This window comes from Maritimibacter sp. (genome assembly GCF_016774595.1).
Classification (GTDB): Bacteria; Pseudomonadota; Alphaproteobacteria; order Rhodobacterales; family Rhodobacteraceae; genus Maritimibacter; species Maritimibacter alkaliphilus.
Window position 1 is genome coordinate 1,803,116 of record NZ_JACBWT010000001.1, and the last position, 13,210, is coordinate 1,816,325.

8 protein-coding genes are annotated in these 13,210 nt (G+C 64.7%); 4 read left to right on the forward strand and 4 right to left on the reverse strand.

Features of this window, described 5'->3' with window-relative positions; genetic code table 11:
• Positions 1-34 precede the first annotated feature (34 nt).
• The 4 genes from HOY44_RS09215 to HOY44_RS09230 form a co-directional block, all read right to left on the reverse strand.
• Entirely contained in the window at positions 35-1,204 is a 1,170-nt protein-coding gene (locus tag HOY44_RS09215; RefSeq protein WP_287434455.1) for a beta-barrel domain-containing protein, read from the reverse strand.
• Positions 1,204-3,447 (reverse strand): ATP-binding cassette domain-containing protein, encoded by a 2,244-nt coding sequence (locus HOY44_RS09220; RefSeq protein WP_287434456.1) that lies wholly within the window; start codon positions 3,445-3,447, stop codon positions 1,204-1,206. Before HOY44_RS09220 ends, HOY44_RS09215 begins: the two co-directional genes overlap by 1 nt.
• Entirely contained in the window at positions 3,444-4,697 is a 1,254-nt protein-coding gene (locus tag HOY44_RS09225) for a TolC family protein (protein WP_287434457.1), read from the reverse strand. Before HOY44_RS09225 ends, HOY44_RS09220 begins: the two co-directional genes overlap by 4 nt.
• Positions 4,698-4,833: 136 nt before the next feature.
• Positions 4,834-8,991 carry a beta strand repeat-containing protein gene (locus HOY44_RS09230; protein WP_287434458.1) on the reverse strand — a complete coding sequence of 1,386 codons (4,158 nt, stop codon included), beginning with the start codon at positions 8,989-8,991 and terminating at the stop codon, positions 4,834-4,836.
• A 293-nt stretch (positions 8,992-9,284) separates the two neighbouring features.
• On the opposite strand from HOY44_RS09230, the gene HOY44_RS09235 reads away from it, so the two are divergent.
• Genes HOY44_RS09235 through HOY44_RS09250 form a run of 4 tightly spaced genes read left to right on the forward strand, consistent with a single transcriptional unit; the run spans position 9,285 to position 13,202 of the window.
• Entirely contained in the window at positions 9,285-10,709 is a 1,425-nt protein-coding gene (locus HOY44_RS09235) for a circularly permuted type 2 ATP-grasp protein (protein WP_008332032.1), read from the forward strand.
• Between the two features lies 1 nt (position 10,710).
• Positions 10,711-11,646, forward strand: coding sequence for an alpha-E domain-containing protein (locus HOY44_RS09240; RefSeq protein ID WP_008332034.1), 936 nt, complete (start codon positions 10,711-10,713; stop codon positions 11,644-11,646).
• An 11-nt stretch (positions 11,647-11,657) separates the two neighbouring features.
• On the forward strand, positions 11,658-12,455 hold the full coding sequence (locus tag HOY44_RS09245; protein WP_040884817.1) for a transglutaminase family protein: 798 nt from the start codon (positions 11,658-11,660) through the stop codon (positions 12,453-12,455).
• A gap of 9 nt (positions 12,456-12,464) precedes the next feature.
• Positions 12,465-13,202 (forward strand): proteasome-type protease, encoded by a 738-nt coding sequence (locus tag HOY44_RS09250; RefSeq protein ID WP_008332046.1) that lies wholly within the window; start codon positions 12,465-12,467, stop codon positions 13,200-13,202.
• Positions 13,203-13,210 lie beyond the last annotated feature (8 nt).

Below are 13,210 nucleotides of genomic sequence, written 5' to 3' on the forward strand. Positions count from 1 at the left end.
CCGAGGTTTTTGGAAACAGAGAAGCAGGACGCGTTCAGGGTTCGCGGAAGGCTTCGCGGCTCTTGTAGAGCGGCTTCACCAAGTAGTGCAGGATCGTCTTCGATCCGGTGTGGAGTTCCACGTCCGCGACCATGCCGGGGCGGATTTCCAGGCTGCGCTGGCGGTCGGTCAGGCCGGACAGGTCGAGGCTCAGGATCACGCGGTAGTGCGGGTCGCCATCGCGCACCCGGTCGTCCTTGAACGTATCCGCCGAGATCAGATCCACGGTGCCCTTGAGCGAGCCATAGATGGTGTAATCATAGGCCGACAGCTTGACCGTCGCCTGCTGCCCAGGCTGAACGTTGGCGATATCCTCGGGCTTCACGCGGGCTTCGACGAGGATCTGGTCGCCGAGCGGTATGATCTCGGCCAGTTCCTCGCCCGGTCTTACGACGCCGCCGATGGTTGTCACGGCGAGGTTGTTGACGATCCCGCGCATGGGCGAGGTCAGGACGGTCCGGTCGAGCTGGTCCTGCGCGATCTTGAGGTTCTGGCGGAGCGTCGCCTGATCGCGCAGCACCTCGGCATATTCCTCGGCCCGCTTGAGTTCGGTCTGGGTGACGATCTCGTTGTAGCGGGTCAGCGCGTCGGCATGGGCTTTGCGCGCCTTGGTCACTTCGATCAGCGCGACGATCTTCTGATCGAGCATGTTTTCGAGAAGCTGCAATTCGGTCGCGGCTTCGTCCAGCACCTGCTTGGCCCCATCCCGGCGCGAGATGAAATCGGCCTGTCGCGCGGCGAGCAGGGCGGCCTCGGAGGCGACCATATTCGGGGTGCGGGCGGCAAGGTCGGCGGGGACGTCGAAGGTGTCATGGCCCGCAAGTTCAGCTTCCAGCCGCAGACGTTTGATTTCAAGCGCGGCGATCTGTTCCAGGTAATCGGTCACGGTCGAGCGGAACTCGGTCCCGTGCAGGCGCGCGATGACGTCGCCCGGTTCGACCCGGTCGCCTTCGGACACCAGAAGCTCGGCAAGGATGCCGCCTTCGAGGTTCTGGATGATCTGGGGACGGGCGGATGAGATGACGTCACCGGGCGCGCGCACGATCTCGTCCACCCAGGCGATTGCGGCCCAGAACACGAAGACCGCCACAGCGGCGGCGGAGACCCATATGACCATGCTGGGCCGTTTCAGCCCCGCTTCGAATTCCGCGTCGATCACCGCCATCAGCCGGCCTCCCGTCGTGCTTGCGCGTCGCGCAGATGGGCCAACACCTCGTCGCGCGGACCATCGACCGCGAGGCGGCCGTTTTGCAGGATCACGGTGCGTTCGGTCAGGGCGAGGATCGGAACGCGGTGGGTCGCGATGACCGCCGTGCGCCCCTCCAGCCACGTCTGAAGGCGCGACACCAGTGTCGTTTCCAATGTGGTGTCGAGCGCGGCGGTGGGTTCGTCCAGAAGCACCACGCGCGGGTCTTGAAGCCAGATGCGCGCCCAACCTATCGACTGGCGCTGTCCAGCCGACAACCCTTCGCCATTGTCGCGGATTTCAAGGTCGAGGCCCTTGGCATGGCCACGCACATAGGGGCCGAGGCCCGCGAAATCGAGCGCGGCAAGCAGGCGGTCGTCGTTGCTTTCCAGAAGGGCGAGGTCGAGGTTGTCGCGTAGGGTTCCGGCGAACAGACGCACGTCCTGCCCCAGATAGCCCACGTTGCGGCGCAGGTCGCGCGGTTCGATCTGGCCCATGTCGACCCCGTCGATCATCACGCGGCCCTTGGTCGGTCCATAAAGTCCCGCGAGCATCTTCAGAAGCGTCGACTTGCCCGATCCGTTCGCGCCGAGCACGGCGATATGCTGGCCCGCTTCGATGGCCAGCCCCGGCACGTCGAGCACGGGGGCTTCGTCGTCGTAAGCGAAACCCGCTTCACGCAGTTCGAAGGCGCCGTGGATCACGTCACGGCGCAGAAGCGTGCGCCCTTCGGCGGCGTCCTGTTCGGCGGTCGCGACGGCATCCAGCCCCGACAGCGCGTTCTTGACGTTCGACCAGCGGGCGAGCGTGCCGGCGAGTTGCGTGAGCGGGGCGAGCGTGCGGCCCGACAGGATGCCGACGGCGATGATCGTGCCCACCGTGAATTCGCCCGCGAACACCAGATAGGTGCCCGCGATGACGGCAGCGACATAGGTCGCCTGCTGAACTCCCTGCGCCCAGAAGGTGAGAAGCGCAGACAGCCGCCGCTGCTCGGTCGATTTCAGCGCCGACAACGTGGTCAACTCGTGCCAGAGCCGCATGAACCGCGCCTCGCCCCGCGCCGATTTGATCGTGTCGAGGTCGTAGATCGCCTCGTGCAGCAGGCGCGAGGTCTTGGCCGAGGCGCCCTGTGTCTGGCGGCTGAGTTCGACCATCCGCCGTTGCAGGAACAGGCCCGGCAGGATCATGAGCAACCCGCCTGCGATCAGGACGAGGACGATGGGTCCGGCAATCGACGACACGAGCGCCAGAAACAGGATGATGAACGGAATATCCGTCAGCGATCCGATGGAGGAGGCGGTGAAGAATTCGCGGACCGACGAAAACTCGCGCATCGCCGCGAACAGGCCCGATGGGGTCGTGGGCCGCTTGTCGGATCGCATCCCGAGAATGCGGGACAGGAGAAGCGACTGGACGGTGAGCTCGATATGCCGCCCGGCCCCGTCCATCAACCGCGCCCGCGCGATCTTGATGCCGACTTCCAGCGCGAGGGCCAGTCCAGCGCCAAGCGCCAGCATCCAGAGGGTCGGCACCGACTGGTGCGGTATCACGCGATCATAGACCTGAAGCGAAAACAGCGCGACGGACACCGCCAGCAGGTTGGCCACGAAACTGCCCAGCGCCACATCACCGAAATGCTTCTTGTGCTTCGCAAGTTCGCCCCAGAACCAGTGCGGCGGGCGTTTGGCGAGGGCGTGCCGTTCGTCCAGCCTAGCCGCGGGGGCGAAGGCACGGACGGTGACACCGGCATAGACCGGCGCGAAGTCCGACACGGGCACTTCGGCCCTGCCATCGGGGGCCCCTTCTTCGTAGAGGGTGAGCGTGTCGCCGTGCTGATCGAGGACAAGCACCGCCTGCCCGTTCTTCATCATGGTGATGACCGGAAGCCCGTCGGGGTCCGGGTCGGACTTGGTCTGAACCTGAAGGCCCGTGGCCCTGAGGCCGACCGCAAGCGTTTCCGCGTCGATGGTTTCGCCCGGAGTGTGCGCGCGCATTGCTTCGAGAATGTCCTGCACCGCCGGTTTCGCGCCGAGTTGCCGGGCGTAGACGGCGAGCAGTTGCGCCCGACGCAAAAGCCGGTTGGGGTCCGGGCCTTCGCGTTTTTCGACCTTGGTTTCGCTCGACTTCACGCGGATGCGCGGCGCTTCGGCGGTATTGGCGCTGTCGGGCAGAGCGCGGACAGCGGCGCCCGTGATCGAGGGGAAGGCGACGGTGTTCGTCATATCTCGCCCCCGTCTGCGAGCAGGCCGAGTTCGCGCGCGATTTCGATATCGGCCCGTGCGCCTGCGTATTTCGCGGCGATCGCTTCGGCTTCGAGCCGCGCCATGGATTCGATCACCGTCACCACTTCGGACACCGTGCGGGTGCCCGCATCGAACTGGCGGCGGAAGAGGTTGGCGTTGGCCTGTCCCTGAGCCGCCAGATCGACGGCGCGACCGGCGCGGGCGGCAAGGCCCGCCCGTTCCTGCGACAGGGCGGCAAGGCGGCGGGCGGCGTCTTCGCGCGCCTGCGCGACCCGGCGCTCGGCGGCCTCTTTCGAAGCATCGACGGCTTTGAGGTTGTCGGGCGTCGAAAACCCGATGCCGTTGTCCGAGGACAGGACCAGGTCGGGCCCGGTCACACCGTCACGGCTGGAGATCGCGGCCCCGGCGGACAGACCCGGCAACAATCCGGCGCGGGCGATTGCGGCCTCGGCGATGTCGCGGTCGCGTTCGGCATGGGCCAGGTGAAGCGACAGGGGATCGACCGTATCGCCCGAAATGGTCAGCTTGGCGATGCCATGAACCGTGTCGAGCGACCCTGCGGTCATGGCGGCCAGTTCGGCGCGCGCCGTGCGACCCGCCTGAACGGCATCCGCCTGCGTCGCGGCGAGTTCCGCCACCTTCGAGCGGATCACGGCAAGTTCGGACATATCCGAGATGCCGCCTTCGACCCGCTTTGCCATGATCGTTTCCATCTCGCGCATCCGGGTGACGGCCCCGCTACTCGCCGCCGCGAGTTCACGCGCTTCCTCGGATTTCAGATAAAGCGACAGCGCCGTATGGACACGGTCGTTTTCATCCTGCGACAGGGCGACCGCAGCCGCCTCGACATCCGCGCGGGCGAACTCGCGCTCGGCCTTCTTCTTGCCGAAGTCGAACAGGACCTGATCCACGACAAGCGAGGCGACGATGGACGACAGCGACAGAAGGCTCACGCTCGGGCCGAGCGACGGAAGCCAGTTCTTGTCGGCGGCGCGGGAGCGTAGGCGGGCCTGCCGCAGCTCCGCCTCGGCCGTGCGGGACGAGGCGGCGAGGGTCGCGTCGGCCACGCGGGCATAGGACGATCCCTCGGGCAGGACGGACCGGCGCGCGATCAGGGCTTCGATGATCTGTGACTGGTGGTCTTCGCCACGCTCGCCCTGCGCTTCGGCGAAGGCGCCCGCATTGCGGGTGACGTCGGGATCGTCGCTTGTCGCGAATCCGTCGCTCATGCATCCCGACAGGGCCACGCAAGCCGTGGCTGCCAGTACTCCCTGCCGTATCGTCCGCCTCAAATGTCTGCCCCGTAGTCTTGGATTCGAACCGCCCGGCACGCTCTTTCTCGCGGCGCGACGTGGTGGGCCCGGATCAGGTCGTCAGTCGGATGTCGTCGTCGATGATGAGCGTGCCTCCTTCGTCTCCCAGCGTGTAGATGGAATAGGTCTCGCCGCCGATGGTCACGTTCGTGTTGGTGTCGGACATGGCCGCGCCGTTGGTCCGGTCCACGTTCACCGCATCGTCGCCCGATCCGTGGATCGTCAGCGTGTTCGAATTGCCCGAAAGCCCTTCGAGCAGGTCCGAGGTGATGACCAGAGTGCTGTCTTCCGCGAACCGCAGGTCGACCGCCTCGATCTCGTGCCCGGCAAGACCAGGGTTTGACAGATCGACCGCATTCGGCAGGCCCTTGTCGAGCGCGAAGAGCGTGGCGCTTTCGTTGCCCGCGTCATCGGTCTTGGTGATGACGAGGTGCGAGCCGTTCGGAAGCGTCTGGGTGAAGTAGAAATCCACCTCGCCGGTCGCGATCGGGTTCGCGAACTGCATGTTGCCGATGGTGCCCTGCGACCCGTCCAGACCGACGGTCGACAGTGCCGCCGTCGCATCGCCCGCGTCGACCGAGAAGCCGCGCAACAGGTCGCCCGACCGGTTGAACGCGGTGACGAAGGCCGCGTCGGGCGCTTCGGTGTCCAGTTCGACGGTATCGGTGATCGTGCGCGTGTTGCCCGCCGCATCGGTGGCCGACACGGTGACGTCGAGCGTGTCTTCGCCCGTGCCAAGCTCGCCCGCCGCGAAGCTGGCGGTCCAGTTCCCGGCCCCGTCGACCGTCGCCGTATGGCTCGTCCCGTCGATGTCGACGACGACCGTCGATCCGGCTTCGACGACGCCCGTGAGCGTGAGGCCCAGCGCCGCTTCGGTCGCGTTGATGTAGCCGTCACCCGCGATGGGCGTTGCGATGGCGAGGCGGTTCACCTCGGTATCCACCACGACCGTATCGGTCAGCATGGCCGAGTTGCCGGCGGCATCGGTCGCGGTCACGACCACGTTCACCCCCTGCTCGCCCGTGGGCACGCTGGATTTGGCGAAATCCACGGTCCAGTTGCCCGAACCGTCGACCGTGGCGGTCTGGGTCACGAGACCCATCTTGACCGAGACGACCGAGCCCGGCTCGACCGTGCCGGTCAGGGTGATGCCGTCGGCCCGTTCGACCGCGTTCACCACGCCATCGTTGTCCACCACGCCGTCGGACGAGAAATTCGTGACGACAGTATCGATGGCGACGCTGTCGGTCACCGTCTTGGCGTTGCCGTAGCCGTCGTTGATCGACGCCGTGATCTGCGAAACATAGGTGCCCGCCGGGATCTGGTTGGCCGGGAAGGTGGCGGACCACGTGCCGTTCATCGCGGCCACGGTCGTCGTCTGCGCGGCGCCCAGCCCGACGGTGACCACAAGACCGGGGGTCGCCGTGCCGTGGATCACGACGCCATCGGCGCGTTCGGTCAGGTTCACCACATCGTCGATTTCGATTGCGGCCGGAGACAGCGCCAGATCGCCCGCCACCGTGTCGATACGCACGGTTTCGGTCAGGATCGAGGTGTTCCCCGCCACGTCCGTCGCGGTCACGGACAGAAGCGTGTCGTATTCGCCGTTGGGGATCGACCCCGGCGCGAAGCTCACCGACCAGGACCCATCCGGGTTGACCGTTGCCACGCGCGTTGTGGCACCGATGCTGACGGTGACCTGCGCGCCGATTTCCACGGTGCCGGTAAGGTTCAGGCCACTCGAAAGCTCGGACCCGGCCAGCACACCGTCACCGCCCGTGGGCGAGCCGGTGAAGGCGAAGTCGGTGACGAGCGTGTCGATCCTGACCGTGGTGGTCGCCGTCGCCGTGTTGCCCGCCGCATCCGTGGACGTGACCGACACGTTGGCGGTGTATTCGCCGGACGCGATGCTGCCTTGAGGATAAGTGACGCTCCAGCTTCCGTTCGCGGCGACTGTCGCCGGGCGGACGACGCCGCCGATGCTGACATTCACGCTCGCCCCCGGTTCGGCGATCCCGGTGAGGGTCAGACCCGCGACCGTTTCTGCATAGTTCGCGATGCCGTCGCCGCCTGTGCCCGAAAGCGTGGCGGTGACCGAGGTCATGGTGTCGACCTGAACGATCTCGGTCATCGTGGTGACGTTGCCCACGATGTCGGTCGATTTCACGAACACAGTCGCCTGATAGGCGCCTGTCGGCACTTCGCCTCCCGCGAAAGGCACGCTCCACGACCCGTTCGCGGCGACCGTTCCCGTGTGGGTGCGGCCCTGGAACGAGACGGATATCGAGGCACCCGGCTCGCCGATCCCCGTGAATGTGACGCCGGAGGCCGCTTCGGCCTTGTTGATGATGTTATCCGCCCCGCCGAAGTTCATGCCGAGCGCCAGCAGGTTCTCGGTGTCGACCAGCATGGTCCCCGACGCGGTCGAGACGTTACCGGCCAGATCGGTCGCGGTGACGTTGATCTGCGTCGTGTATTCACCACCGGCGATGTTCATCCCCGGCACGACCGCGGTCCACGTCCCGCCGGACCCGGCGGTGGCGGAATAGGTCATGCCGCCGACACTGACGACGATGGACGATCCGGCCTCCGCCGTGCCGGACAGGAGGACGGTGCCCGCCTGTGCGACGCCGTTCACGACCACTTCGCCGCCCGATCCCGTGCCCGAGGACAGGGTGACCGCGCCGTCGGTGTCGATGTCGATGGTCGAACTGGTGTTGGTGACGTTGCCTGCGGCGTCGGTCGCCTTGACCGTGATCGTCGAGGTATAGGTGCCGGACGGAATCTCGGACGAGGTGTAGGTGACGGACCAGCTTCCGGTGACGGATGCGACCGTCGTGTGCGTCACGCCGTTCATCGTGATTTCAAGCCGCGCGCCGGGTTCGGCGGTGCCCGTGATCTCGACCCCGGCATGGCGTTCGGATGCGTTCACCACGTTGTCGGTCGACAGCGTCAGGTCGATCGCCGCCGCGGGTGCGATCGTGTCGACGGTCATGGTGTGGGTGATGGTGGTCGCGTTGCCGTAGGCGTCGACCGAGGTGATGAACACGTCGATATCGTATTCGCCGGTCGGCAGGTCGCCGTGGCTGAAATCGATGCTCCATTCCCCGTTCACGTTGACGGTGGTGGACCGGGTGAACCCGTTGACCTGAATAGTGACCTTGGCCCCCGCTTCGCCATTGCCGACGAGCGTGAAGCCCGTCTGGTTTTCGACCGCGTTGACGACGAAGCCCTGCACCCCGACGTAACGGTCGAATTCCACGTTCGGCGGTGTGGTGTCGATGACGACGTGCTGGCCGGACAGGTTCACGGTCGTTCCGCCCGGTTCGGTCACGACCACGGTCACGCGGTAATCGCCGTCCCCCGGGAAATTGCCGCCCGTGAACTTGGCGCTCCAGCGGCCTTCGAAGTTGGAATAGACCGTGATGGACTGGCCGCCGATGGTGACGAGCACTTCGGAATTCGGCTCGGCCTGCCCGTTGATCGTGACCGTCTTGGTGCTGGACCTGTTGAAGCTGTAATCCGCGTTCGCGTCGAAGATCTTCGCTGTGATCGAGGTGCCCGATCCGCCCGTGGTTCCACCGCCGGTGCTGGTGCCGCCGGTGTTCTTGACCGAGGTGGCCGACCCGACCAGCGCGGCGGCCCCCAGAACCCCGGTGCCGAGCACGATCCCGGTTCCGGCGGTGCCGAGCCCGGCCAGCGGTGCAAGCCCGAAACCTGCGAGCATGGTGGGCGCATCATCGCTGCGCGATGACCCGACATAGCCGTTCTGGTCGGCGAGGGCGGCGGCGACCGCCTCGTCCGCGTCGTCGTTATAGACGCCTTCGGCCAGAACCACCGGGTCGTCGGGGAAGGTGAGCGCGGCGAGTTCGCCGTACTTGCCCCAGATTTCGGTGTCGTGGTGGCTGACCTCGCTGGTGGCCGAAACCACGGTTCCGATCAGGTGGCCGCCTTCGTTGAGATACAGGTCGGCCTGCGGATTCCCGTCGGGACCGAAATAGTCCTCAAGCAGAATCTGACGCCCGTCGGCCATCAGAAGGACGAGGTCGTCGCCCTTCCGGATGTAGCCGGACACGTCCAGCCGTCGCATGTTCAGGGATACGGCGCCGCCCGCCGATAGTGCCAAATGTCCGTCAAATGAAGAATCGAAGACCGTTCCCTGCTGGTAATTGCCAACAGCATCACGGGCCACGAATTGAATCGCGCTCATGGTCTCTTCCGCCTACCTCAATGTCGCGTCGTTTTTTCAAGAATTTGGTGACGCGTACTTTATGCTCTGATTTCCCAATAACTTTTCCGGGTCAGGATTTCCACCATTATTGAACCATTCGGTTCGTTCTCATCCGAAAACTTATCCCTGCGACCGAAATGCCACGCGGCCCGCTGGCGAGAACTGCCTAACAAAAAGGCAGGATCAGCCGATTGTCGGGGTGTCTCACGCCCTGTGACGTTCGAATGCGCCAAACCGTTTGTGTGTCTCGTTTGCGCGGATACAATGACGGTATGAGCGATGAAAAAATCTTCGACGAAATGTGGGGGCGGGACGAACAGCTTCGCGACCCCTATGCAAATTTCCAATCCTGGTTCGACGGCGAAGACCCGGCCCGATTGCGTGCGAAACAACGCGAGGCCGACGATCTGTTCCGGCTGACGGGCATCACCTTCAACGTCTACGGACGGCAGGAGGCCGAGGAGCGGCTCATCCCCTTCGACATCGTGCCGCGTGTCATCGCCCAGCGCGAATGGCAGAAACTCAGCCGTGGGATCGAACAGCGGGTGCGCGCGATCAACGCGTTCCTGAACGACATCTACGGGCGGCAGGAAATCATCAAGGCCGGGCGTCTCCCGCAGGAGATGATCGCCAAGAACGCGGCCTTTCTGCCCCAGATGATCGGCGTGCATCCACCCGGCGGGGTCTATACCCATATCGTCGGCATCGACCTCGTGCGGACCGACGACAACGAGTTCTACGTGCTCGAAGACAATGCGCGCACGCCCTCCGGTGTCAGCTACATGCTCGAGAACCGCGAGACGATGCTGCATATGTTCCCCGAGCTTTTCGCCAAGAACAACGTGTTGCCGGTGTCGACCTATCCGGCGGACCTGCGCCGGTCGCTCGCCGCCTGTGCGCCGCCCGCCTGCGACGGGCCGCCCACGGTCGCGGTGCTGACGCCGGGCATCTACAATTCGGCCTATTTCGAACACAGCTTCCTTGCCGACCAGATGGGCGCGGAACTGGTCGAAGGTCACGACCTGCGCGTGGTCGACGGGCGTGTCGCGATGCGCACGACCCGTGGCTACCAGCCCATCGACGTGCTCTACCGCCGTGTCGACGACGACTTCCTCGACCCGCTGAACTTCAACCCGGACAGCCAATTGGGCGTGCCGGGGATCATGGACGTCTACCGCGCGGGCGGCATCACCATCGCCAACGCGCCCGGATCCGGCATCGCCGACGACAAGGCGATCTACAGCTACATGCCCGAGATCGTCGAGTTCTACACGGGCGAGCGCCCGCTGTTGCAGAACGTGCCGACGTGGCGCTGTTCGGATAAGGAAAGCCTGCAATACGTGCTCGACAACCTTGCCGACCTCGTCGTGAAAGAGGTGCACGGATCGGGCGGCTACGGGATGCTGATCGGCCCGACCGCGTCGAAAAAGGAAATCGCCGAGTTCCGAAAGAAGCTCGAAGCGCGGCCGGGCAATTACATCGCACAGCCGACGCTGTCGCTGTCCACCGTGCCGATCTTCACCAACAAGGGGCTATCGCCGCGCCATGTCGACCTGCGGCCCTTCGTCCTCGTCTCGCCGGAAGGGATCAACATCACTCCCGGCGGCCTCACCCGCGTCGCCTTGAAGAAAGGCTCGCTCGTCGTGAACTCGTCGCAGGGCGGCGGGACCAAGGACACCTGGGTGCTGGAGGACTGATATGCTGGGAAAAACCGCAAACGGCCTCTACTGGATGTTCCGCTCGCTGGAGCGGGCCGAGAACACCTCGCGCCTGATCGAAACCGGACAGCGCATCGGCCTGACCCGTTCGGGCAACATGGAATGGGGCTCAGTCATGCAGACCGCCGGCGTGGCCGAGGGCTATGCCGCGCATCGGGGCGAAATCGCGCAGGATCAGGCGATCGACTGGATGCTGCGCGACACCGACAACCCGTCTTCGGTCCTGTCCTCCATCGCCTCGGCGCGTCAGAACGCCCGCATGGTGCGCACGGCCCTCACCACGGATGTGTGGGAGGCGACGAACGCCGCCTACATGCGGTCGAAGGAACTGCTGGCCCGCAAGGTGCCGGAACGCGACCTTCCAAACACGCTCAAGCTCATCCGTCAGCGCACGGCGCTGGTGCGCGGGGCCACGCACGGGACGATGCTGCGCAATGACATCTACGATTTCGCGCGCATCGGAACCTTCCTCGAACGCGCCGACAACACGGCGCGTATTCTCGACGTGAAATACTATGTGCTTTTGCCCTCGGTCTTCGCCGTCGGATCGACCATCGACAACGTGCAGTGGGAAACCATCCTGCGCTCGGTCTCGGCTTCGGGTGGCTACCGCATGGCATACGGCAATCAGGTCAACGCCCGCGACATCGCGAAATTCCTGATCCTCGACAAGCGGATGCCACGCAGCCTGAACTTCTGCGTATCCAAGTTGCGCGACAATCTGGGGTATCTCGCATCGGACTACGACACCACGCTCCCGTCGCATGAGATCGCGGACAAGCTGGCGCAGAGGTTGTCGTTGCATGACATCGACGAGATCTTCGAATACGGTCTGCACGAATACATCCAGACGATCCTCGCCTCGATCGGGGAACTGGGCGCTCAGATCGAGCAGGATTACCGCTTTTACGTATAGGGTGGGCGTGCATGCGGCTTAGAATAAAGCATACGACGCGATACAGGTTTGCCGAACCGGTGGCCTATGGTCTGCAACAGCTTCGCAAGACGCCGAAGTCCGGGCATCAGCAAGAGGTGCTGGACTGGACGACGACCGTCGAGAACGGGCGCAAGGAAGTGTCGTTCGAGGATCATCATCACAACGTGGTGGAACTCATCTCCATCGACCGGGATGCGACCGAGGTGACGGTCGTCTCGGAAGGCGAAGTGACGGTCGAAGACAGTGGGGGCGTCGTCGGTCGCCACCCCGGACCCTCGCCGCTCTGGCTTTATGAGCGTGAGACGAAGATCACCAAGTGCGGCAGCGGCGGGCGCGCCATCGTGCGCAAGATCGACGCGACGGGCGATCTGGACAGGCTTCATGCCCTGATGCGCCAGATCGGTGAGCAGGTAACATATGCCACGGGCGAATCCCAGTCCGACTGGACAGCGGAAGAGGCCATCGCGCATGGCAAGGGCGTCTGTCAGGACCACGCCCACATCTTTCTCGCCTGCGCGCGCGAGATGGGGTTCCCGGCCCGCTACGTCTCGGGCTACCTGATGATGGACGACCGCGTCGAACAGGATGCGACCCACGCATGGGCCGAAGCCCATGTCGACAACCTTGGCTGGGTCGGGTTCGACGTGTCGAACAACCAATGCCCCGACGCACGCTACGTTCGTGTTGCAACGGGACTTGATTACACCGAAGCTGCGCCGGTTATCGGGTCGCGAGTCGGTGGGTCAGCCGAAACGCTGGATGTCCAGATACAGGTGGCACAGCAATAAAGGGCTGACATGACCTATTGCGTCGGAATGATGCTCGACCGCGGGCTCGTGATGATGTCCGACACCCGCACGAATGCGGGCGTCGACAATATCGCCACGTTCAACAAGATGCACACGTGGGAGGTCGAGGGCGACCGCGCTCTGATCCTCATGTCGGCAGGCAACCTCGCCACCACCCAATCGGTCGTGTCGATGCTGGACGAGCGCACCAAGGCGCACGATCAGCGCAACCCGTCGATTCTCGAAGCGCCGTCGATGTTTCAGGTCGCGCGCCTGATCGCCGAAACCCTGCGCGACGTCATCAGCATCCACGAAGACGCAGGCCCCCGCGCCGCCGCCCAATTCGGCGCCACACTTCTGCTGGGTGGTCAGGTCGCGGGCGGTCCGCCGCGGCTGTTCATGATCTATCCCGAGGGCAACTTCATCGAGGCGAGCGCGGACAACCCGTTCTTCCAGATCGGCGAGACCAAGTATGGCCGCCCGATCCTCGTCCGGGCCTTCGATCCGCAGATGAGTTTCGAGAAGGCCTTGAAGCTGCTGCTGGTCAGCTTCGACTCGACGCTCAAGGCCAACCTGTCGGTCGGTCTGCCCTTCGACTTCCAGCTTTACGAGACGGATTCGCTGCGCCTTGGCTATCGCTCGCGGGTGCAAGGTGACAGCCCGTATTTCCAGCAAATCTCGTCCGGTTGGGGCGAGGCGCTGAAACAGGCGCTGGATTCGCTGCCGGATTTCGTGCTGGAGAAGTGACAGGCGCC

Excerpts from the sequence above, each read along its gene's own strand:
- HOY44_RS09215 (WP_287434455.1), bottom strand. The coding sequence starts at position 1,204 with ATGGCGGTGATCGACGCGGAATTCGAAGCGGGGCTGAAACGGCCCAGC.
- HOY44_RS09220 (WP_287434456.1), bottom strand. The coding sequence starts at position 3,447 with ATGACGAACACCGTCGCCTTCCCCTCGATCACGGGCGCCGCTGTCCGC.
- HOY44_RS09225 (WP_287434457.1), bottom strand. The coding sequence starts at position 4,697 with ATGAGCGACGGATTCGCGACAAGCGACGATCCCGACGTCACCCGCAAT.
- HOY44_RS09230 (WP_287434458.1), bottom strand. The coding sequence starts at position 8,991 with ATGAGCGCGATTCAATTCGTGGCCCGTGATGCTGTTGGCAATTACCAG.
- HOY44_RS09235 (WP_008332032.1), top strand. The coding sequence starts at position 9,285 with ATGAGCGATGAAAAAATCTTCGACGAAATGTGGGGGCGGGACGAACAG.
- HOY44_RS09240 (WP_008332034.1), top strand. The coding sequence starts at position 10,711 with ATGCTGGGAAAAACCGCAAACGGCCTCTACTGGATGTTCCGCTCGCTG.
- HOY44_RS09245 (WP_040884817.1), top strand. The coding sequence starts at position 11,658 with ATGCGGCTTAGAATAAAGCATACGACGCGATACAGGTTTGCCGAACCG.
- HOY44_RS09250 (WP_008332046.1), top strand. The coding sequence starts at position 12,465 with ATGACCTATTGCGTCGGAATGATGCTCGACCGCGGGCTCGTGATGATG.